19 protein-coding genes are annotated in these 20,706 nt (G+C 71.7%); 9 read left to right on the top strand and 10 right to left on the bottom strand.

The window, feature by feature from the left end; translation table 11 throughout:
- Positions 1–14: 14 nt before the first annotated feature.
- On the bottom strand, positions 15–506 hold the full coding sequence (locus tag KJK29_RS15940) for an inorganic diphosphatase (protein ID WP_215119828.1): 492 nt from the start codon (positions 504–506) through the stop codon (positions 15–17).
- Positions 507–585: 79 nt separating this feature from the next.
- Here KJK29_RS15940 and dacB point away from each other — a divergent pair, with 79 nt between their 5' ends.
- The 6 genes from dacB (at position 586) to folE (ending at position 8,292) form a co-directional block, all read left to right on the top strand.
- Entirely contained in the window at positions 586–2,166 is a 1,581-nt protein-coding gene (gene dacB / locus KJK29_RS15935) for a D-alanyl-D-alanine carboxypeptidase/D-alanyl-D-alanine endopeptidase (RefSeq protein WP_215119827.1), read from the top strand.
- A 192-nt stretch (positions 2,167–2,358) separates the two neighbouring features.
- A complete protein-coding gene (locus tag KJK29_RS15930) occupies positions 2,359–3,486 on the top strand; it encodes a zinc-dependent metalloprotease (RefSeq protein ID WP_215119826.1) in 1,128 nt (375 codons plus the stop codon).
- Between the two features lie 196 nt (positions 3,487–3,682).
- Positions 3,683–4,708, top strand: a complete 1,026-nt coding sequence (gene tilS / locus KJK29_RS15925; RefSeq protein WP_215119825.1) for a tRNA lysidine(34) synthetase TilS — start codon at positions 3,683–3,685, stop codon at positions 4,706–4,708.
- Positions 4,709–4,769: 61 nt separating this feature from the next.
- A complete protein-coding gene (gene hpt / locus KJK29_RS15920) occupies positions 4,770–5,330 on the top strand; it encodes a hypoxanthine phosphoribosyltransferase (RefSeq protein ID WP_215124302.1) in 561 nt (186 codons plus the stop codon).
- Between the two features lie 185 nt (positions 5,331–5,515).
- Positions 5,516–7,558 carry an ATP-dependent zinc metalloprotease FtsH gene (ftsH, locus tag KJK29_RS15915; protein WP_215119824.1) on the top strand — a complete coding sequence of 681 codons (2,043 nt, stop codon included), beginning with the start codon at positions 5,516–5,518 and terminating at the stop codon, positions 7,556–7,558.
- Positions 7,559–7,686: 128 nt separating this feature from the next.
- Entirely contained in the window at positions 7,687–8,292 is a 606-nt protein-coding gene (gene folE, locus KJK29_RS15910) for a GTP cyclohydrolase I FolE (RefSeq protein WP_215119823.1), read from the top strand.
- Between the two features lie 9 nt (positions 8,293–8,301).
- On the opposite strand, the gene KJK29_RS15905 is transcribed toward folE, so the two are convergent.
- The 6 genes from KJK29_RS15905 to KJK29_RS15880 all read right to left on the bottom strand — a co-directional run bounded on the left by KJK29_RS15905 (position 8,302) and on the right by KJK29_RS15880 (position 13,384).
- The gene (locus KJK29_RS15905) at positions 8,302–8,790 is read right to left on the bottom strand and encodes a DUF3180 domain-containing protein (protein ID WP_215119822.1); all 489 of its coding nucleotides are present in this window, start codon (positions 8,788–8,790) and stop codon (positions 8,302–8,304) included.
- Positions 8,791–8,849: 59 nt separating this feature from the next.
- Positions 8,850–9,461 carry a 2-amino-4-hydroxy-6-hydroxymethyldihydropteridine diphosphokinase gene (gene folK / locus KJK29_RS15900; protein ID WP_215119821.1) on the bottom strand — a complete coding sequence of 204 codons (612 nt, stop codon included), beginning with the start codon at positions 9,459–9,461 and terminating at the stop codon, positions 8,850–8,852.
- On the bottom strand, positions 9,458–9,817 hold the full coding sequence (folB, locus tag KJK29_RS15895; protein WP_215119820.1) for a dihydroneopterin aldolase: 360 nt from the start codon (positions 9,815–9,817) through the stop codon (positions 9,458–9,460). The genes folK and folB overlap by 4 nt, the downstream gene beginning before the upstream one ends.
- A gap of 259 nt (positions 9,818–10,076) precedes the next feature.
- Positions 10,077–10,580 (bottom strand): nuclear transport factor 2 family protein, encoded by a 504-nt coding sequence (locus tag KJK29_RS15890; RefSeq protein ID WP_215119819.1) that lies wholly within the window; start codon positions 10,578–10,580, stop codon positions 10,077–10,079.
- Entirely contained in the window at positions 10,577–11,467 is an 891-nt protein-coding gene (gene folP, locus KJK29_RS15885) for a dihydropteroate synthase (RefSeq protein ID WP_215119818.1), read from the bottom strand. The genes KJK29_RS15890 and folP overlap by 4 nt, the downstream gene beginning before the upstream one ends.
- A gap of 72 nt (positions 11,468–11,539) precedes the next feature.
- The gene (locus KJK29_RS15880) at positions 11,540–13,384 is read right to left on the bottom strand and encodes a phosphatidylglycerol lysyltransferase domain-containing protein (RefSeq protein WP_215119817.1); all 1,845 of its coding nucleotides are present in this window, start codon (positions 13,382–13,384) and stop codon (positions 11,540–11,542) included.
- A 229-nt stretch (positions 13,385–13,613) separates the two neighbouring features.
- Between KJK29_RS15880 and KJK29_RS15875 the strand changes: the two genes are divergently transcribed.
- Together KJK29_RS15875 and KJK29_RS15870 are read left to right on the top strand one after the other, a co-directional pair.
- Positions 13,614–14,786, top strand: coding sequence for an alpha/beta hydrolase (locus KJK29_RS15875; protein WP_215119816.1), 1,173 nt, complete (start codon positions 13,614–13,616; stop codon positions 14,784–14,786).
- A gap of 115 nt (positions 14,787–14,901) precedes the next feature.
- Positions 14,902–16,110 carry a hypothetical protein gene (locus KJK29_RS15870; protein ID WP_215119815.1) on the top strand — a complete coding sequence of 403 codons (1,209 nt, stop codon included), beginning with the start codon at positions 14,902–14,904 and terminating at the stop codon, positions 16,108–16,110.
- 27 nt (positions 16,111–16,137) lie between these two features.
- Here KJK29_RS15870 and KJK29_RS15865 read toward each other — a convergent pair whose 3' ends face one another.
- Together KJK29_RS15865 and KJK29_RS15860 are read right to left on the bottom strand one after the other, a co-directional pair.
- Positions 16,138–17,412 (bottom strand): PH domain-containing protein, encoded by a 1,275-nt coding sequence (locus KJK29_RS15865; RefSeq protein ID WP_215124301.1) that lies wholly within the window; start codon positions 17,410–17,412, stop codon positions 16,138–16,140.
- A gap of 470 nt (positions 17,413–17,882) precedes the next feature.
- Positions 17,883–18,416, bottom strand: a complete 534-nt coding sequence (locus KJK29_RS15860) for a PH domain-containing protein (protein ID WP_215119814.1) — start codon at positions 18,414–18,416, stop codon at positions 17,883–17,885.
- 31 nt (positions 18,417–18,447) lie between these two features.
- Here KJK29_RS15860 and KJK29_RS15855 point away from each other — a divergent pair, with 31 nt between their 5' ends.
- Positions 18,448–19,599: an NADH-quinone oxidoreductase subunit D gene (locus tag KJK29_RS15855; protein WP_215119813.1), complete on the top strand. Its 1,152-nt coding sequence runs from the start codon at positions 18,448–18,450 to the stop codon at positions 19,597–19,599.
- 4 nt (positions 19,600–19,603) lie between these two features.
- Here KJK29_RS15855 and KJK29_RS15850 read toward each other — a convergent pair whose 3' ends face one another.
- On the bottom strand, positions 19,604–20,605 hold the full coding sequence (locus KJK29_RS15850) for an SAM-dependent methyltransferase (RefSeq protein ID WP_215119812.1): 1,002 nt from the start codon (positions 20,603–20,605) through the stop codon (positions 19,604–19,606).
- Positions 20,606–20,706 lie beyond the last annotated feature (101 nt).

The raw sequence follows: 20,706 nt of genomic DNA, 5'->3' as shown, positions 1-20,706 counted from the left end.
GTGTCGAGGAAGGGTCAGTGCCCGCCCGACTCCTTGAAACGCTTGTAGGACCGCTCGATCTCGACCTCGGCGTCCGTACGGCCCACCCAGTCGGCACCCTCGACCGACTTGCCGGGCTCGAGGTCCTTGTAGACCTCGAAGAAGTGCTGGATCTCCAGGCGGTCGAACTCCGACACGTGGTGGATGTCCCGCAGGTGCTCCACACGCGGGTCCGTCGCCGGGACGCACAGCAGCTTGTCGTCGCCACCGGCCTCGTCCGTCATACGGAACATGCCGATCGCACGGCACTTGATGAGACAGCCCGGGAACGTCGGCTCGTCCAGGATGACCAGCGCGTCCAGCGGGTCGCCGTCCTCGCCGAGGGTGTTCTCGACGAAGCCGTAGTCGGTCGGGTAGGCGGTCGAGGTGAAGAGTCGCCGGTCCAGGCGGATACGACCGGTCTCGTGGTCCACCTCGTACTTGTTGCGCGAACCCTTCGGAATCTCGATCGTGACGTCGAACTCCACCGGTGGCTCCTCCATGATCAACACATAGTTCTGGTGGTTAAGTGTCCCTCACGCAGGTGTGTGATCGCGAAAGGGGCTGGTGTTCGTGCCAGAGCTGAGGCCATGGCGGTCCGCGAGACCGCACGTGGTGCGGATCGCGGGTGCCGTACGACCGCGCCTGGCCCGGGCCGCCGCGGCCGCGAAACCACGGGTCGCGCGGCTTGCACGGGCCGGGAAACCGCAGGTCGCGCGGCTCATGCGGCCGAAGACCTGGCAGTACACCGCGGGGGCCGCCACCGCCGGTCTCGCACTGGCCGCCGGTGTGGTGACCGCCGCCGGTCCCTGGGACTCCTCGGGTCAGCGTACGGCCGAGCGGGACCGGGCCGCCGCCCTGAACCGCCCGGGTGGCACAGATCACGGCGGCACCTCGGGCGCCCCCGGCAGGCCCCGGCCCGCCCCCAGCGCCGCCCCGGTGCTCAGGGGCCTCGGCGGCGTCAGCAAGGTGAAGTCCGCCCCCGACGGCAGGGCCCTCAGCAGCGCCCTCACACCCCTGCTGGAGGACCCCGCGCTCGGCCCCCGGCCCGCCGCCGCTGTCGTCGACGTCACAAGCGGCAGGCGCCTGTACGGCACGGGCTCCGACGCCGCGCTCACCCCGGCCTCCACGACGAAGATCGCCACGGCCGTCGCCGCGCTGTCCGCCATGGGCGCCGACCACCGCATCACCACCCGCGCCGCGCTGGAACCCGACACCAGGGAAGTCGTCCTGGTCGGCGGCGGCGACCCCACCCTCACCGCCCACGAGGACGCCGCCGGAGCGGCGAGCCTGCGCGACCTGGCCGCCGACACGGCCGGATCCCTCGCCGAACGGGGCATCCGCGAGGTGACGCTCTCCTACGACACGACCCTCTACGCGGGCGACGAAAAGCACCCGATCGGGGTCAACCCCAACCTCGCCCTCATCAGCCCCCTGATGGCCGACGAGGCCCGCACCGACGACTCGACCAAGGGCCCCGTCGCCCGCGTCCCCGACCCGGCGCAGGACGCGGCCGACCGCTTCGGCGACCTCCTGAAGTCCCACGGCATCAAGACCACGGCCCCCGGCCCCTCCAAGGCCACCACCCGGGCCAAGACCCTCGCCACGGTCTCCTCGCCCCCGCTCTCCGCCCTCGTCGAACGCATGCTGACCAACAGCGACAACGACATCGCCGAGGCCCTCGCCCGCCAGACCGCCCTCGCCACCGGCGAGCGCGCCGACTTCGAAGGCGCCGACCGGGCCGTCGGCACGCAGCTGCGCAAGCTCGGCCTCCCTCTCAAGGGCGCCGCCTTCAAGGACGGCAGCGGCCTGAACCGCGCCGACCGGCTGACGGCGGACCTCCTCACCGCCCTCCTGGCCAAGGCGGCCGACCCCGGCCACCCCGAACTCCGCCCGGCCCTCACCGGCCTCCCCGTCGCCGGCTTCACCGGCACCCTGACCAGCCGCTACACGGACGGAGCAGCCGGCGTCGTACGCGCCAAGACCGGCACCCTGACCGGCGTCAACACCCTCGCGGGCACCCTCGTCGACCAGGACGGCCGCCTCCTCGCCTTCGCGTTCATGGCCAACGAGACCACCAACCCCGAAGCAGCCCAGAAGGCCCTGGACAGAGCGGCGACGACCCTGTCGGAATGCGGCTGCCGATAACCGCTTGCCCTGCTGTGGGCAGTCGTTCTGCTGGGGCGGAACGGGTGGGCACAGCGGGCAACGCCGAGCACAGGCCGAGAAACCCCGGCCCCCGCCGACCCCGCCGAACGCCGAGCACCTGACAACGCACCCCGGCGTCACCCACCCCTCGCCGCCCTGCCCCAGCGGCCAGCGCTCACGTACGGTTGACGCATGACGAGCATCGGTGGTGCTTCAACCGGCATGGTCGACTGGAATCTCGCGGTCGCGACCGCGACCCGGCTCGTACGGCCGGGCCCCGACGTCAGCCGGGACGAGGCCCGCGCCGTCGTCGCGGAACTGCGTCGGCACGCCAAGGCCTCGGAGGGACACGTCCGCGGCTTCACCCGCCTGGGCACCGAGGAGGGACACGACACCCCCGTCCTCGTCGTCGACCGCCCCGGCTGGATCCGCGCGAACGTCGCCGGCTTCAGAGAACTCCTCAAGCCCCTGCTCGACAAGATGCAGGACCGCCGCGGCAACACCCCCGGCGGCGCGGTGATGAGCGCGGTCGGCGGCAAGGTCACCGGCGTGGAACTGGGCATGCTGCTGTCCTTCCTGGCCTCCCGCGTCCTCGGCCAGTACGAGACCTTCGCCCCCGCCACCGCCGGCCTCCCCGCCGCGGAGAACGGCGGCGGCCGGCTCCTGCTCGTCGCCCCGAACATCGTGCACGTGGAGCGCGAACTCGACGTCGACCCCCACGACTTCCGCCTCTGGGTCTGCCTCCACGAGGAGACCCACCGCACCCAGTTCACCGCCGTGCCCTGGCTGCGGGACCACCTCGAGGGCGAGATCCAGGCCTTCCTCAGCGAGACCGACGTCGACCCCATGACCGTCCTGGAACGCGTACGCGAAGCCGCCCAGACCCTCGCCGGAGGCCGCCCCGAGGCCGAGGAGGACGACGGCGGCCGCTCCCTCGTCGAAATCGTGCAGACCCCCGCCCAACGGGAGATCCTCGGCCGCCTCACCGCCGTGATGTCCCTCCTGGAGGGCCACGCCGACTTCGTCATGGACGGCGTCGGCCCGGACGTCGTACCGACCGTCGGAGAGATCCGCGAGAAGTTCCAGCAGCGCCGCGCCAAGGGCGCCTCCCGCCTGGACCTGGCCCTGCGCAAGCTCCTCGGCCTGGACGCCAAACTCCGCCAGTACCGCGACGGCGAACGCTTCGTACGGGCCGTCGTCGACGAGGTCGGCATGGACGGCTTCAACCGCGTGTGGACCTCGCCCAACACCCTCCCCACCAAGACGGAGATCGCCAAACCGGCGGACTGGGTCGCGCGGGTGCACCGCAGGACCGAGTAGTGAACATCGCCGCGAGGTCGTGAAAGGAAACCGGCGGACGGCAGGCGAACGCCCCTCCAATCACCCGTCCGAGGGACCGTGAGGCAGGGGTAGGCGTGCAATGCTCGGGGAACGGCCCGGTTCTGTCACCATCTACACACTCTGCGTGACCGAACCTCGGGCTCACCCCCCGACAACTTCATGAAGGGAACCGGACATGGGTCCCCATCCTGCGGTCGCGGCGATACGCCTGGCGGTCCGCCGCGTCCTCCACGACCTCCTCACCGAACACCACAGCGCCACCGCCGCGCTCCCGCACGAGCCGCCGCCCCCGCCGCTCGTGCTCGTGGCCTGCTCCGGCGGCGCCGACTCCATGGCCCTCGCCTCCGCTCTCGCCTTCGAGTCCCCCAAACTCGGCATCAGAGCCGGCGGCGTGACCGTCGACCACGGCCTCCAGCCCGGCTCCGACGCCCGCGCCGCGGAAGTCGTCCAGCGCCTGCGCGAACTCGGCCTCGACCCGGTCGACTCCGTCGCCGTGACCGTCGGCCGCACCGGCGGACCCGAAGCCGCCGCCCGCGACGCCCGCTACACCGCACTCGACACCGCGGCCGAACGCCACGGCGCCACCGCGGTCCTCCTCGGCCACACCCGCGACGACCAGGCCGAGACCGTCCTCCTGGGCCTCGCCCGCGGCTCCGGCATCCGCTCCCTGTCCGGAATGGCCGCGGTCTCGGGGGCCGGCGGCCGCTACCGGCGCCCCTTCCTGGAACTCGACCGGCAGACCGCCCGCAAGGCCTGCATGGTCCAGTCCCTGCCCGTCTGGGACGACCCCCACAACGCCGACCCCGCCTACACCCGCTCCCGGCTGCGCCACGAAGGCCTGCCCGCCCTGGAGAAGGCCCTCGGCAAAGGCGTCGTCGAAGCCCTCGCCCGCACGGCACAGCTCTCCCGCGACGACGCCGACGCCCTCGACGCCTGGGCCGGCCGGGCCGAGGCCACCGTCCGAGACGCCACCGGCGTGCTGGAGTGCGCGAAGCTCTACGCCCTGCCCCCCGCCGTACGCCGCCGCGTCCTGCGCCGGGCCGCCATCGCGGCCGGTGCGCCGGCCGGCTCGCTGTTCGCCCGCCACATCGAAGAAGTCGACCGGCTCATCACCGGCTGGCGCGGTCAGGGAGCCATCAATCTCCCCGGCAAAGTCGTGGCCCAGCGGCAGGGTGGCAGACTGGTGATTCGGCAAGGCTGAACCACGACCCCTCCGGGCAATCCGTGGAGGGGCCGCTCAGCCGGTGGGACGACCGAAAGTGATGCGGGTGGACGCGAAAGACATGGGTGCCGACCTCCAGCAGGTGCTCATCACCAAAGAAGAGATCGACGCCAAGCTCACCGAGCTGGCCGCGAAGATCGACGCGGAGTACGCGGGCAAGGACCTGCTGATCGTCGGAGTCCTCAAGGGCGCGGTGATGGTCATGGCCGACCTCGCCCGGGCGCTGTCCACCCCCCTCACCATGGACTGGATGGCCGTATCCTCGTACGGGGCGGGCACCCAGTCCTCCGGTGTGGTGCGGATCCTCAAGGACCTCGACACCGACATCAAGGGCAAGCACGTCCTCATCGTCGAAGACATCATCGACTCCGGCCTGACCCTGTCCTGGCTGCTCTCCAACCTCGGCTCGCGCGAGCCCGCCTCCCTCAAGGTGTGCACCCTGCTGCGCAAGCCCGAGGCCGCGAAGGTCGCCATCGACGTGGAATGGGTCGGATTCGACATCCCCAACGAATTCGTCGTCGGCTACGGCCTGGACTACGCCGAGAAGTACCGCAACCTCCCGTTCGTCGGTACGCTCGCGCCCCACGTGTACGGCGGCTGAATCCCGGCCGGGGTGCCGTGACGGTGATCGGGAACCCCAGCGGACTTCCCGCCGTTGGAGCATGCGTAGACGGATCGCCAGTCGTCCCGCGCAGCTTCAGGTGACAATGCTGGGGTACCGTCCGAAGAACAGTCTTTATCAAACTCACTATGGCAGGAGGGACGGGGCGGCACCGCTCCGTATGGATGGACGTGAAGCGATACTTCCGTGGGCCGGTCATGTGGATCGTGCTGGCCGTCCTTGCCGTGGTCGTGTTGATGCAGGTCGTCGGCTCGTCCGGCGGCTACAAGACGGTGGACACCGGCCAGGTCGTCCAGGCGATCAACCAGAACAAGGTGGAGTCGGCCAAGCTGACCACCGGTGACGAGCAGACCATCAAGGTCACGCTCAAGGACGGCGTAAAGGTCGAGGGCAGCTCGAAGATCCAGGCGAGCTACATCGGCGACCAGGGCGTGGACATCGCCAACACGCTGCAGAACAAGTACCAGGACAAGCAGATCTCGGACGGCTACACGATCTCGCCGTCCAAGCAGAACCCGTTCATCGGGATGCTGATCTCCTTCCTGCTGCCCCTGGTCCTCATCGTGGTCATCTTCCTGTTCCTGATGAACCAGATGCAGGGTGGCGGCTCCCGGGTCATGAACTTCGGGAAGTCCAAGGCCAAGCTGATCACCAAGGACACCCCCAAGACGACGTTCTCGGACGTCGCCGGCTCGGACGAGGCCGTCGAGGAGCTCCACGAGATCAAGGAGTTCCTCCAGGAGCCCGCCAAGTTCCAGGCCGTCGGCGCCAAGATCCCCAAGGGCGTGCTGCTGTACGGCCCGCCCGGCACCGGCAAGACCCTGCTCGCCCGAGCCGTCGCCGGCGAGGCGGGCGTGCCGTTCTACTCGATCTCCGGTTCCGACTTCGTCGAGATGTTCGTCGGTGTCGGTGCCTCCCGAGTCCGTGACCTCTTCGAGCAGGCCAAGGCGAACGCCCCGGCGATCGTCTTCGTCGACGAGATCGACGCGGTCGGCCGCCACCGCGGCGCCGGCCTCGGCGGTGGCCACGACGAGCGCGAGCAGACCCTTAACCAGCTGCTCGTCGAGATGGACGGCTTCGACGTCAAGGGCGGCGTCATCCTGATCGCCGCCACGAACCGCCCGGACATCCTCGACCCGGCCCTCCTGCGCCCCGGCCGCTTCGACCGCCAGATCGCGGTCGACCGCCCGGACATGCAGGGCCGTCTGGAGATCCTCAAGGTCCACCAGAAGGGCAAGCCGGTCGCGCCCGACGTCGACCTGTCGGCGGTCTCCCGCCGCACGCCCGGCATGACGGGTGCCGATCTCGCCAACGTGCTGAACGAGGCCGCCCTGCTGACGGCCCGCAGCGACCAGAAGCTGATCGACAACCACATGCTGGACGAGGCGATCGACCGTGTGGTCGCGGGCCCGCAGAAGCGGACCCGGATCATGTCGGACAAGGAGAAGAAGATCACCGCGTACCACGAGGGCGGTCACGCCCTGGTCGCGGCGGCCTCACCCAACTCCGATCCCGTCCACAAGATCACGATCCTCTCCAGAGGCCGCGCCCTCGGCTACACCATGGTGCTGCCGGACGAGGACAAGTACTCGACCACGCGCAACGAGATGCTCGACCAGCTCGCCTACATGCTGGGCGGCCGCGCGGCCGAGGAGCTCGTCTTCCACGACCCGACGACGGGTGCCGCCAACGACATCGAGAAGGCCACCGGCCTGGCCCGCGCGATGGTCACGCAGTACGGCATGACCGAGCGTCTCGGCGCGATCAAGTTCGGCGGCGACAACACCGAGCCGTTCCTCGGACGTGAGATGGCTCACCAGCGCGACTACTCGGAAGAGATCGCCGCGCTGGTCGACGAAGAGGTCAAGAAGCTCATCGAGACCGCGCACAACGAGGCGTGGGAGATCCTCGTCGAGAACCGCGACGTCCTCGACAACCTGGTCCTGGCCCTCCTCGAGAAGGAGACGCTGGGCAAGGAGGAGATCGCCGAGATCTTCGCGCCGATCGTCAAGCGCCCGCCGCGTCCCGCCTGGACCGGCTCCTCCCGCCGTACGCCGTCCACCCGCCCGCCGGTCCTCTCCCCCAAGGAGCTGGCCCTGACGAACGGGACCAACGGCGCGACGCCGGCCATCTCCACCGCGAAGAGCACCACGGCGGAACCCGCCCCGGCGCCCGAGCGGACCCCGGAGGACCGCCCCGAGAGCTGACCACCGCTCTCCCCGCGGCCCCCGGGCCCGGAATGGATGCCGCGCCCCCCAGGTTTTAGCCTGGGGGGCGCGGCTTTTCGCCATTTCCGCAGGCCGCCCCGTGAAGGACACAGGAACGAGGCACCCAGATGACCGACCCCGTGACGCTGGCCGGCGAGGGCCAGCTCGGCGAATTCGACGAGAAGAGAGCCGAGAACGCCGTTCGGGAACTGCTGATCGCGGTCGGCGAGGACCCCGACCGCGAGGGGCTCCGGGAAACACCGGCGCGGGTCGCGCGGGCGTACAAGGAGATATTCGGCGGGCTGTGGCAGAAGCCCGAGGATGTGCTGACGACGACGTTCGACATCGGGCACGACGAAATGGTGCTCGTGAAGGACATCGAGGTGTACAGCACCTGTGAACACCATCTCGTACCGTTCCGGGGCGTCGCTCATGTCGGGTACATCCCGGCCACCAGCGGAAAGATCACCGGGCTGTCCAAGCTGGCCCGGCTCGTGGATGTCTACGCCCGGCGCCCGCAGGTGCAGGAACGACTCACCACGCAGATCGCGGACTCGCTGATGGAGATCCTCGAGCCGCGTGGGGTCATCGTGGTCGTGGAGTGCGAGCACATGTGCATGTCCATGCGCGGGATCCGCAAGCCCGGCGCGAAGACGCTGACGTCGGCCGTGCGGGGTCAGCTGCGGGACGCGGCGACCCGGAACGAGGCGATGAGCCTCATCATGGCGCGCTGACGCCGGGCGTCAGGTCGTAGGGGCCGTGCCCGTGCCGTCGTGTTCGTCGTCTTCCGGGAGTTTGCAGACGCGTTCCAGGAAGAGGGCCGTCGCTATGACGGCGATGCCCGCGAGGACGGAGAGGCCGGCGTAGATGGCCTGGTCGCGGCGGGCGGGGATGTCGAGGGACTCCAGGAGGAAGACGCCGGTGCCGCCGTACATGCCGGAGACGAGGGCGGCGACCAGGGCGCTGGCATGGCCGAAAACGACCGCGCGGGCCGCCATCATGGGGTCGACGCCCTTGGCGTCGGGCTGCCGCTCGCGCTGGGCCTTCAGGCGGGCGCGGAGCGAGAGCGCCGTGGCCAGGAGGACCACGGCGATCATGGCCAGGACGATGGGGGCGGCCATGGGGACGCCGGGAAGGGTGCCGACCGAGTTCCACAGGCGGGCCCCGGCCCAGGACAGGACTCCGGCCACGACGAAGACGCCGACCAGCACCCTGATGCGCAGCTCTCTCACGGTGTCCCTTCGCTTCCCCCGTCGGTGGCCCCGTTCCGCGGCCGTCTTGACCTTAACGGCTACTCGGGCAGCCGGAGTTCCAGGTCCTTGCGGGGCGCCACGCCGTCGCGGGTGACGGCGTCCAGCAGACCGGCGACCGGGCCGCGCCCGGGCAGCTGCGCCTCGGGGTCCAGGTCGTTCCAGGGAGCCAGGACGAAGGCGCGCTCGTGGGCGCGGGGGTGGGGGAGGGTGAGCTGCGGGTCGTCGGAGACGACATCGGCGTAGGACACGATGTCGACGTCGAGGGTGCGGGGGCCCCAGTGCTCGTCCCGGACGCGGTGGAAGGCCTCCTCGACCGCGTGCGCGCGCTCCAGGAGCGAGGAGGGCGGGAGGGTGGTCTTGAGGACGACGACCGCATTGAAGTAGGCGGGCTGGCTGCCGGGCTCCACGCCCCAGGGCTCGGTCTCGTAGACCGGGGAGACGGCCTTGATGCGCAGGCCGGGCGTGTCCTCGAGGGCGTCGACGGCTCCCTGGAGGGTCTCCAGGCGGTTTCCGAGGTTGGAGCCGAGGGCGACCACGGCCCATTTGGGGTTGCTGAGCGTGGTGTCGGCGGCGTCGACCTTGTCGACGACGGAGGCGGGTACCGGCTGTACGGTCGGGTCGCTGGGACCCTGGATGAAGGGTGCAGTCATACTCGGCTCCGGGTGATGGTGACGGTCACGTCGTCGAAGGGGACGGTGATCGGGGCGTCCGGCTTGTGGACGGCCACCTCGACCTCCTCGACCCCCTCGTGCTTCAGACATACCTGGGCTATCCGCTCGGCGAGCGTCTCGATGAGGTTGACGGGCTCGCCCTCGACGACGGCCACGACCTCCTCGGCCACGATGCCGTAGTGAACGGTCTTCGCCAGGTCGTCGTCGGCCGCGGCCGGCCGGGTGTCCAGGCCGAGGACGAGGTCCACGACAAAGGTCTGGCCCTCCTTGCGTTCCTCGGGGAACACACCGTGGTGCCCACGGGCCTTCAGGCCGCGCAGCGCGACACGATCCACGCGAATCACTCCTGCAATCGTCGGTCACGGCCGGTCCGTGCCGTGTGCGGGCGGCACACCGGCCTCAGTCGAATCTACCTGCGAGCCCGGAGGGGGCCGGGCCACGGGGGTGGGCGCCCGGGCCGGGCCGGGCAGGATTCATCCAGCGTTTCCCCTGGCGAACCCGGCGGCTCATGGGTTGGTAGCCGCCCATACCCGGGGGTCCGTGATTCCAACCACGTCGTCGCCGCGGTCCGGCCCTTGTCAGGCGCCTACCCACTCAGGAGGGGGTCTCCTCGCCCTCGTCCTCGTCGGTTTCGGCCAGAACGGGGGAAGCGTGGTGCGACCAGAGTTTCCACCCCTGGGGCGTGCGCCGGAACACGTTGGTGGCGACCACGAGCTGGCCGACGAGCGGGCCGAGCTCCTCGTCGCCCTCGGGGGCGGGGCCGCCGCTGAGGATGTTCTCGGTGCAGTTCACGAGGGCGGTGTCGCCGGTGACCGAGACGTGTACATCGGTCAGGAAGAACTGGATGTAGTCGGTGTTCGCCATGATCAGCGCGTAGGACCGGAGGACCTCGCCGCGGCCGGTGAGCACGGGCCAGCCGGGGTGCACGCAGGAGACCACGCCGGTGTCGGCCGGGTCGTGGTAGGACTCGTCGACGCCCAGGTCGGCAGGGGTCAGCCAGAGCGAGGCGAGTTCCTCGAAGTCGCCCCGCTCCAGTGCCTCGTAGAAGGCGGTGTTGGCGGCCTCGACCTGTTCGACGTCGGTGTGCGGGGCGCTCACCGGGTTCCTTCCGCGCCGGTGTCCGTCGTACGCGCCCTTTCTATGGCGTGGGCGACCCGTACCGCGTCGGCCGTGGCGCGTACCTCGTGGACGCGGACGGCCCAGGCGCCGGCGTGTGCGGCGAGGGCGGAGACGGCGGCGGTGGCCGCGTCGCGTTCGCGGGCGGGCGGGGGCGGGCCGTCGGGGCCGGCGAGGACGCGGCCGAGGAAGCGTTTGCGGGAGGCGGCGACGAGCAGGGGGTGGCCGAGGCGCAGGACCCGGTCGAGGCCGGCGAGGAGCGCGAGGTCGTGCTCGGCGTCCTTGGAGAAGCCGAGTCCGGGGTCGACGACGACGCGGTCGGGGGCGATGCCGCCGGCCAGGACGGCGTCCACGCGGGTGCGCAGCTCGTCCACGACCTCGCGGACGACGTCGGTGTACTCGCCCCGGACGTTGCCGCCCTGGAGGAAGCCGCGCCAGTGCATGACGACGAAGGGGGCGCCGGCGTCGGCGACGGCCGGGATCATGCGGGGGTCGGCGAGGCCGCCGCTGACGTCGTTGACGAGGGCGGCGCCCGCGGCGAGGGCGCGTTCGGCGACGGAGGCGCGCATGGTGTCGACGGAGACGGTGACGCCTTCGGAGGCGAGGCCGCGGACGACGGGGATGACGCGGCGCAGTTCCTCGGCCTCGTCCACCCGGGCGGCGCCGGGGCGGGTGGACTCGCCGCCGACGTCGACCAGGTCCGCGCCCTCGGTGACCAGGTCGAGGCCGTGTTTGACGGCGGTCGTGGTGTCGAAGAAGCGGCCGCCGTCGGAGAAGGAGTCGGGGGTGACGTTCACGACTCCCATGACCGCGCAGCGGTCCCATTCCGGTAGGCCCGCCACGCGCCCGCGTCCGCTCTGGTTGCTCATATGTTCAGCGTAGGCCCCGGCGGGGGCCGTCCGGGGCTGCGGCCCAAGGGACGGCCCCGTGTGGGGGCTCGGTCAGGCCGCCCGGACGCCCCGTTCGGTCGCGGTGCCGTGGGGGCAGGGGCGGCGGCCGGCCGGGCCGCGGCGGCGCAGGAAGCGCGGCAGGGGGAGGGCGAGGTCGACGAAGCCCTCGGCCTGCATGGCGGCGAATCCGATGCGGGGCAGGTCGGCGGAGGCGCGGTAGACGACGAAGCGGGGCTCCCAGCGCGGCCGGAACTTGGCGTTGAACTTGTACAGGGACTCGATCTGGAACCAGCGGGAGAGGAAGACGAGCAGTCCGCGCCAGGCGCGCAGCACCGGGCCGGCGCCGATCTTCTCGCCGCGGGCGAGGGCCGCGCGGAACATGGCGAAGTTGAGGGAGACGCGGGTGATGCCGAACCGGGGGGCGGCCTGGAGGGCGGCGACGATGAGGAGTTCGTTCATGCCGGGGTCGGCGGAGCGGTCGCGGCGCATGAGGTCCAGGGAGGCGCCGTCGGTGCCCCAGGGCACGAAGTGCAGGATCGCCTTGAGGTCGCCGTAGGGGCCGGGGTGTTCGTCGGCCTTGTGGGCGGTGGCGATGAGGCAGTCGCCGTCGGCGGGGTCGCCGACGCGGCCGAGCGCCATGGAGAAGCCGCGTTCGGTGTCGGTGCCGCGCCAGTCGTCGGCGGCGCGGCGGATGCGTTCCAGCTCGGCCTCGCCGAGGTCACGGACACGTCGTACCCGGGTTTCGTAACCGGCGCGCTCGATGCGCTTGACCATCTGGCGCACGTTGCGCATCGCGCGGCCGGCGAGGGAGAAATCCTTGACGTCCACCACCGCCTCGTCGCCCAGTTCGAGGGCGTCGAGCCCGGTCTCGCGGGTCCAGACCTCGCCGCCGGTCTCGGAGCAGCCCATGACGGCGGGGGTCCAGGAGTGGGCCTTGGCCTCGTCCATGAACTGTTCGATGGCGCCGGGCCAGGCTTCGACGTCGCCGATGGGGTCGCCGCTGGCGAGCATGACGCCGGAGACGACGCGGTAGGTCACGGCGGCCTTGCCGCTGGGGGAGAAGACGACGGCCTTGTCGCGGCGGAGCGCGAAGTGGCCGAGGGAGTCGCGGTGGCCGTGCCGCTCCAGGAGGGCGCGCAGCCGGGTCTCGTCCTCCTCGGTGAGCCGGGCGGCGGGGTGTTCGGGGCGGAAGGCCAGGTAGATGGTGGTGACGGCGGTGAGCAGGCCGAGGGCGCCGAGCGAGAAGGCCACGGTCCAGGAGGTGTTGCCCTGGTATTCGACGGGGCCTTCGAAGCCGAACAGGCCGTAGATGACGTGGGTGATGCGGTCGGCCAGGCTCGGGTCGCCGATGATGCGCTCGGCGTGGACGCTGACGATGAGCAGGCCGAGCATGAGCGAACCGGCGCTCATGAGGACGAAGTTGGCGAGGGCCCGCCAGCGGCTGCGCGGGTCGGGCAGGGCGTCGAACTGGTCGCGGTGGAGCAGCAGCGGTGCCAGCAGGGCCAGGGAGATCAGTACGCCGACCAGCGAGTGGCGGTACGTGAACTGGGCGACGGCGCCGGCGGGCAGCAGGGCGACGGCGGCCCGCCAGGCCCGGCGCTTGCCGCGCTTGAGGCCGTGGGCGAGCAGCAGCAACAGCACGCCGGTGCTGAGCGACAGGGCGGCCGCGAAGGGGCCGAGCGCGCCGGGCAGTACCTCGGCGATGGCGTGCATGCGGCTGTGGCGGAAGCGGGGGAACACGCCCGCGGCGATGTCCAGGACGCCCACGAGGGCGCATGCTCTGCCGACCAGGACGGGGACGGCCTCGGGGCGCGGTCCGCGCAGCAGCCGGCGCACCCGGTTCACCCGGCCCGTGGGAGCCGCGTCGCTTCTGCGACTCGGAACCTCGACCGACATTTCCTCATCTGTCCTGACAGACATCGCATCCCGTAGTTCTGCGAGAGACCTTGGATCCGGTACCGATTCGGGCATCCGGCGACATTGCGCCCTCTAGGACGGTGTCTCGGGGGGAGAGGTTCACTCCCCACGTCAAAGCCGTTTCAAAGGCCAAGGAAAGTCCGGGACAAGCCCTCGCGAAGGTGTGGTCGGGGTGGCCGGACGGAGAGCGCGGACAGGTAACCAACCCATGGGTCTCACGAGCAACAACGTGCTGCTGCTGGCGGCGCTGTCGGCCGTGCTGCTGTTCGCCGGCACGGTCTGGCTGTGGCCGCGGCTGGCCCGGCGCGGCTGGCGGGCGGTGTGCGGGCGCGTCGGTCTGCTGCTGGCCACGCAGTTGGCGCTGTTCGCGGCGGTGGGTCTCGCCGCCAACCAGGCTTTCGGGTTCTACGCGAGCTGGGCGGATCTGTTCGGGCAGGAGAAGGACCAGGGCGTGGTGGTCGATCACGCGCGGGGCGGCGGCCCGCTGGAGGTGGTCGCCACGCGGCGGGTGCCGGGGGCGGGCGGCGCTCAGCCCCAGGTCGGCGGCCGGATCCAGGAGGTCGGGATCGTGGGCCGGACGACCCGCATCGCGACGCCCGCGTACGTCTATCTGCCGCCGGAGTACTTCCAGCCGCGGTACCGCACCCGTTCGTTCCCCGCGGCCGTGGTGCTGACCGGCTATCCGGGTACGGCGTCGGCGCTGGTGGAGAAGCTCCACTATCCGCGTACGGCCCTGGAACTGGCCCGGGCGGGGCGGATGAAGCCGACGATCCTCGTGATGCTGCGGCCGACGGTGGCGCCGCCCCGGGACACGGAGTGCGTGGACATCCCGGGCGGGCCGCAGACCGAGTCGTTCTTCGCGAGGGATCTGCCCGACGCGTTGCGTTCGCAGTTCAGGGTGGTCGCAAAGCCGGGCCGGCTGGGCATCGTCGGCAACTCCACGGGCGGCTACTGCGCGTTGAAGATCGCCATGCACCATCCCGATGTGTACGCCGCCGGGGCCGGTCTCTCCGCGTACTACAAGGCGCCGATCGACGCCACGACCGGTGATCTCTTCCAGGGCGACAAGGGGCTGCGCAATCGCGCCGATCTGTGGTGGTACCTGAAGCACAGGCCCGCTCCCGATACGTCGTTGCTGGTCACCAGCAGCAGGGAGGGGGAGTCCAACTACAAGGACACGCTGCGGTTCATCGAACGCGTGAAGAACACCGGGCGGACGCGGATCTCGTCGATCGTCCTCGAAAGCGGCGGGCACAACTTCAACACCTGGCGGCGCGAGATTCCGGCGACGCTGGAGTGGATCAGCGGGCGGCTGGACGGCCGTTCGCGGACCGCTGGAAATGATCTTGGGAGTGATCCTGCGCGTGATCTCGGGAATTGATTGACGGGCGGATTCCGCTCGGTGTCGAGTTCTGATGCGGTGTGAACACTTCGGTATGGCTTTGTTTTGCGGGGTGGCTCACCATGATTCGCCTACGCGCGGTAAGTTTCTGGCCATGCCACGTGGACGTCACCGCCATTCCCCGCCCCTGCACAGGCTGCTTCCCCCGTCGGCGATCGCAGGCGTCTCCCTCGTCTGCGCCCTGGGGCCCTGGGTGTTCACGGAGCCGATGGTGCTCCGCGGTCTGGCGGCGGCCGCCGCGGCGACGGCGGTCGTCGGCGCGGTCGTGCTGCGCCGCTGGGACAGCCAGGCGGGCAAGCGCGTCGCCGACCTCACGCGCGGGCGCGCGAGCGACGAGTGGCGCTTCGAGGAGCGCGTCGCCGAACTGGAGGGCGACCTGGAGGAGTCCCGCGAGCTGCGCGTGAAGCTGGAGCAGCGGCTGCGCGCCAAGCGCACGGAACTGGCCGGGCTGCGCAACGAACACGCCGCGCTGCTGCGCCGGTACGCCACGTCCGAGACCGAGCGCGCGAGCGTCCTCGAGGACCGCCGGATGCTGGAGATCGAGGCGACGGTTCCGGTGCGGGCCGCGCTGCCCGCGGGCGCGTCGAAGCCGGCGGACGGTTCGGCGGACGCGGACGAGGCATCCGCCGCGACGGCCGGGGATCTGGCCGTCGAGGAGGAGCCGGCCGTTCCCGCGGTCTTCTCGCCGGAGGGGTCCCGGCTGTTCCTGCGTGCGGCGGCCGCGCTCGCCCGGTTCGACGGCGACGCGGCCCCGGACCCGGACGGCGGCCCGGACGGCGACGGTGACGGCGTCCCGGACGACGACGAGGACGAGCCCGCGCAGGAGGCGAAGGACGAACAGCCGGACCTCCGGGAGCCGTCGCACGAGGACGAGCCGCGGGAGCGGTCGGAGGCGGTCGACGCCCACGAGCGGGCGGCCGTCGGAACGTCCGCCACGTCCGCCGCGTCCGCCACGTCCGAGACCGAACGGCTCTCGCGGTCGGCCGCGTCGGGTCACTACGCCGTGCCGACCGCCGTGGCCGTCGCCCCGCAGACGCCGGCGCGGCGTCCGCGGACCGAGGGCGGGTTCGACTTCTTCGGCACCAAGCAGGAGACGTCCCGCGCCGCTCTGGAGGCCGTGCAGAACGAGGACCTGGCGGATGTCGTCGGCCAGGAGGCCCTCGCCCTGCACAAGGCCGAGGCGGAGGCCCGGTACAAGCCGGCGGACGAGGAGTCGCGCGGGATCGGCCAGGTCATCGACCTGACCGCGCACGACGAGACGGAACAGATCGACGTGCAGGGGCTGCGCAGCGCGGTGTCCTGAGGCCCGCGCCTTTCGGTTCTCGGCCGGTCACGCCATCCAGCGGTCCGGGCGCGCGTCCCTGCGTCCCGTCCGGGAGCGCTCCGCCTGCCGGGCCAGCAACTCGCGTGCCTCGTCCGCGTCCCGCAGCCGCGCCCGTACGACCTTGTTCGCGCCGGTGTCCACACAGACGTCGGCCACGCCCCGGGCCCGCTCCCAGGGCCCCTGCGTCATCCGTACGCTCTGCACCTTGGCGTGCGGCACCAGCGCCAGACTCCGCGCCAGCAGCCCGGAGCGCGCCGCGAACACCGCGTCGGTGACGGCGAGTCCGTACCCCCGCCACCACACCGGCACGCACCACCGGGCGCGGCGCGGCGACGGCGCGAGGGCCGCGGGCTCCGGCACGGTCACTCCGGGCAGCACCAGCGCGACGACGGTCTCCGCGAGTTCGCGCGGGGCGACCGGCACCAGCACGGAGTTGGACGAGCCCGCCACATCGAGTTCCACGCGCACCCAGCCGCGCCGCCGCCACAGCAGCGGCTCCACGATCCGCACGGTCTGCACCCGGCCCGGCGGCACCGTCTCGTGGGCCCGGTCCAGCAGACCGTGGTCGATGCGCAGCCCGTCGGGCGACTCGCCCACCGTCCAGTCGTACTCGGCGACGAACCTCCCCACGCTGCTCGCGCCCGCCGCGCCCAGGAGCGGCAGGGCGACCGCGAGAACTGTCCACAGGCTGTGGGTGAACAGCCACAGCACCGGCGGTACGACGAGCGCCGCGGCCAGCGATCCCCAGGTGGCGCCCGTCAGCACCAGTGACACGGCGAGGACACCCGGCGGCACGCGGAGCAGCTGCCGGGACGGTGCCTCGCCGACCTCGTGGGCGGTCTCGGGTGCGAAACCGGCCGCCCGGGCGAGCAGTTCGGCGCGCAGGGTGCGTGCCTCGTCCGCGCCCAGGAAGGCCAGTTCGTCCTTCTTGTCGGTCCCTATGACGTCGAGTTTCAGCTTGGCGACGCCCGCGACCCGGGCGAGCAGCGGCTGGGTGATGTCGATGGCCTGGATGCGCTCCAGCCGGATGTGCGCGGTGCGCCGGAACACCAGGCCGGTGCGGATGCGCAGTTCGGTGTCGGTCACCGCGAAGCGCGTGAACCACCAGGAGCAGAAGCCGTAGAGGGCGGCGGCCGGGATGATCACGGCGAGGCCGAGCAGCAACGTGGTCGTCGTCAGCCGGGTCAGCTGGCGCTGCGCCCCGTCGAGGTCGTGCACGGCCCAGCCGATGACCACAGCGACCGGCGCCCAGGCCCGCCGCAGGGGGGTGACGGGGTGCAGTCGGCGCTCGGGTAGGGCGGTAGTGGGGTTGGTGGGTTCGGTGGGTTCGGTGGGTTCGGTGGGCTCGGAGGGATGGGCGGCCTCGGTGGCGCTGTCGGCCGCCCCGGTGGTCCTGTCGGCCTCCGTCCCTGCGGGGTTGGTGGCCTCGGTGGCCCCTGGGGGTTTGGTGGCCTCGGCGGTCTCGGTGGCTCCTGCGGCCCCCGTCGCCTCGGTGGGCCCGTTGGCTCCGATGGTCCCCGCGGCCCTCGTCGCCTCGGCGGTCCCCGCAGTCCCGGTAGCCCTTGCGGCCCCCGTCGCCTCGGTGGGCCCGTTGGCTCCGATGGTCCCCGCGGCCCTCGTCGCCTCAGCGGTCCCGTTGGCATCGGCGGTCCCCGCAGCCCCGGTAGCCCCTGCGGCCCCGGTGGCCCCTGCGGCCCCGGTGGCCCCGGTGGCCCCGTTGGCACGCCCGGTCTCGGCGCTCTCCGGCGTTGTCACAGGCCCGCCGATCGGGCCTCGCCCAGCTCGGTGAGCCGGTCGCGCAGTCGTTCCGCTTCGGCCGGGTCCAGGCCGGGGATGGTCGCGTCGGTGGCCGCGGCGGCCGTGTGCAACTGCACGCTGGCCAGCCCGAAGTGCCGTTCGACGGGCCCGGAGGTGACCTCGACCAGCTGCATCCGCCCGTACGGCACGACCGTCTCCTCGCGCCACAGCACGCCCCGGCTGATCAGCAGGTCGTCGGCGCGCTCGGCGTACCGCCAGGAACGCCAGTTGCGGTCGACCATCACCCAGCCCCAAGCCATCAGCGCCAGCGGCAGCACCGCGAAGACGGCCCAGGCGGGCCCGGCCAGCAGGCCAGGCAGCAACCCGGCGGCCAGGGTGATCAGCCCCAGCCACACCACCAGCAGCAACCGCCGCATCTTCAGCAGCCCGGGCGGCAGCGCGATCCACACCGGCTCGTCCCCGTCCGCCCCCGCCGTGCCCTCGACGGCCGCCACCGGCTCCGCCTCCCGCGCACTCCCCGTATCCATGAGGCCAGCGTACGTAGGAGAGACTGTGTCCATGACTCCTACGACGGAGACCATGGTCGGAATCGGCGGCGCCGCGGAGAGCACCGACATGGTGCTCAACATCGGCCCCCAGCATCCCTCCACGCACGGCGTGCTGCGGCTGAAGCTGGTCCTGGACGGCGAGCGCATCACGCACGCGGAGCCGGTGATCGGCTATATGCACCGCGGCGCCGAGAAGCTGTTCGAGGCGCGCGACTACCGCCAGATCATCATGCTGGCCAACCGCCACGACTGGCTGTCGGCGTTCTCCAACGAGCTGGGCGTGGTCCTCGCCGTGGAGCGGATGCTCGGCATGGAGGTCCCCGAGCGCGCGGTGTGGCTGCGCACGCTGCTCGCCGAGCTGAACCGGGTGCTCAACCACCTGATGTTCCTCGGCTCGTACCCGCTGGAGCTCGGCGGGATCACCCCGATCTTCTACGCCTTCCGGGAGCGCGAGGAGCTCCAGCACGTCATGGAGGAGGTCTCCGGCGGGCGGATGCACTACATGTTCAACCGTGTCGGCGGCCTCAAGGAGGACCTGCCGGCCGGCTGGACCACCCGCGCGCGTGCCGCCGTCGCCGACGTGCGCTCGCGGATGGACCGCTTCGACGACCTGGTGCTCGGCAACGAGATCTTCCGGGGCCGCACCCGGGGCGTCGGCAGGCTCACGCCGGAGGCCGTCCACGCGTACGGGGTCAGCGGGCCGATCGGGCGCGGCTCGGGCGTCGACTTCGACCTGCGCCGGGACGAGCCGTACCTGGCCTACGGCGAGCTGGGCGACGTCCTGAAGGTGGTGACCCGGCAGGAGGGCGACTGCCTGGCCCGCTTCGAGTGCCTCCTGGAGCAGACGCACAACGCGCTCGACCTGGCCGACGCCTGCCTCGACCGGCTCGCCGAGCTGCCGCCCGGGCCGGTCAACCAGCGGCTCCCCAAGGTCCTGAAGGCACCCGAGGGCCACACCTACGCCTGGACCGAGAACCCCCTCGGCATCAACGGCTACTACCTGGTCAGCAAGGGCGAGAAGACCCCGTACCGGCTGAAGCTGCGCTCGGCCTCGTACAACAACATCCAGGTGCTGACGGAGCTGCTGCCGGGGACGCTGGTCGCGGACATGGTGGCGATCCTGGGGTCGATGTTCTTCGTGGTCGGGGACATCGACAAGTAGGGGCTCAGTCCCGGAGCAGGTCCGGGATCCCGACCGGCTGCACCAGCCACCCGAAGTCGCCCAGCCCTCCCGCCGCCGTGAGCTCGGCCGCCTCCCCGGCGCCCGCGAGAGCGCGTACGTAGGCGGCGGGGTCGGTGGACGCGAGCGTGAGCGGGGGGCGTGCGCCGGTCACGCCCAGGGCGTGCAGTGCCTCACGCTGGGGGAGGAGCCGTCCACCGGGCAGCGCGCACGCGTCGAGCGCGACATGGGCCGTGATGTCGCAGGAGCCGTCCGGTACGGGCGCGGTCTCGCGGCCCTCCCGGAACCCGGTGAGCGTCCCGAACGGCGGCCGGGCGTCCGCCGTGTGCGCGTAGTCCACGGCGACGGCGAGCCCCCGGTCGAGTGCGGCGACCGCCGAGGCCCAGGCCTCGTCCCTGGGCAGACCGATCTCGGCCCGCAGCCCCGCCTCGCCGGGCAGCGGCCACCACCGCTGAAGCCACCGCGCCTGATCCCCTCCGACCGGCTCCCCGAGCCGCTCGCTGCCGTCCTCCCGGACCAGCACCAGCCGGGCGGTGTCCGCGGAGTCCACCTCGGCGACCTCCACGGGTACGTTGTCCAGCCACTCGTTGGCGAACAGCAGCCCGGTGATCCGCTCCGGGGGCGCGGCCCGCCACTCGATCCGGTGATCGAGCCCTGGGGGCCGCCCGGCGATCTCGACGGCGTACACCCGCGTGCGGGCCGCCACGTCCGCGGGCAGCGCGTTGAGCACCCCGCCGGCCAGCTCGCCCCGCCCGGCCGCCATGTCCACGAAGTCCAGCACCGCGGGCCGCCCCAGTGCCTCGTCGACCCGGCACAGCAGCCGCGCCACGGCCCCGGCGAACAGCGACGAAGCGTGCACGGACGTACGAAAGTGCCCGGCGGGTCCCTCGTCCCGCCGGTAGAAGCCGGCCGGCCCGTACAAGGCCTCCTCCGCCGCCGCCCGCCACCCACGCCACTCGTGCAACTCGGCTCCCGTACCTGGTGTCACCGGGCCAGGCTAAGCGCACACAACGAACGCAACTCCACCTTGCGGAGTACGCGCGCCCGGTGCGGATCGGTCCTCCGGTTGACCCCTGCACCTATCGCGCT

Source organism: Streptomyces koelreuteriae (assembly GCF_018604545.1).
Classification (GTDB): domain Bacteria; phylum Actinomycetota; class Actinomycetes; order Streptomycetales; family Streptomycetaceae; genus Streptomyces; species Streptomyces koelreuteriae.
Note: the sequence above shows the minus strand (reverse complement) of the source record. Positions and strands in the feature narration are given on the sequence as shown.

Bases quoted from the DNA above. Each gene is read 5' to 3' on its own strand.
- KJK29_RS15930 (WP_215119826.1), top strand. From the start codon at position 2,359: ATGACGAGCATCGGTGGTGCTTCAACCGGCATGGTCGACTGGAATCTC.
- tilS (WP_215119825.1), top strand. From the start codon at position 3,683: ATGGGTCCCCATCCTGCGGTCGCGGCGATACGCCTGGCGGTCCGCCGC.
- hpt (WP_215124302.1), top strand. From the start codon at position 4,770: ATGCGGGTGGACGCGAAAGACATGGGTGCCGACCTCCAGCAGGTGCTC.
- ftsH (WP_215119824.1), top strand. From the start codon at position 5,516: ATGGACGTGAAGCGATACTTCCGTGGGCCGGTCATGTGGATCGTGCTG.
- folE (WP_215119823.1), top strand. From the start codon at position 7,687: ATGACCGACCCCGTGACGCTGGCCGGCGAGGGCCAGCTCGGCGAATTC.
- folK (WP_215119821.1), bottom strand. From the start codon at position 9,461: ATGACTGCACCCTTCATCCAGGGTCCCAGCGACCCGACCGTACAGCCG.
- folP (WP_215119818.1), bottom strand. From the start codon at position 11,467: ATGAGCAACCAGAGCGGACGCGGGCGCGTGGCGGGCCTACCGGAATGG.
- KJK29_RS15880 (WP_215119817.1), bottom strand. From the start codon at position 13,384: ATGTCGGTCGAGGTTCCGAGTCGCAGAAGCGACGCGGCTCCCACGGGC.
- KJK29_RS15875 (WP_215119816.1), top strand. From the start codon at position 13,614: ATGGGTCTCACGAGCAACAACGTGCTGCTGCTGGCGGCGCTGTCGGCC.
- KJK29_RS15870 (WP_215119815.1), top strand. From the start codon at position 14,902: ATGCCACGTGGACGTCACCGCCATTCCCCGCCCCTGCACAGGCTGCTT.
- KJK29_RS15860 (WP_215119814.1), bottom strand. From the start codon at position 18,416: ATGGATACGGGGAGTGCGCGGGAGGCGGAGCCGGTGGCGGCCGTCGAG.
- KJK29_RS15855 (WP_215119813.1), top strand. From the start codon at position 18,448: ATGACTCCTACGACGGAGACCATGGTCGGAATCGGCGGCGCCGCGGAG.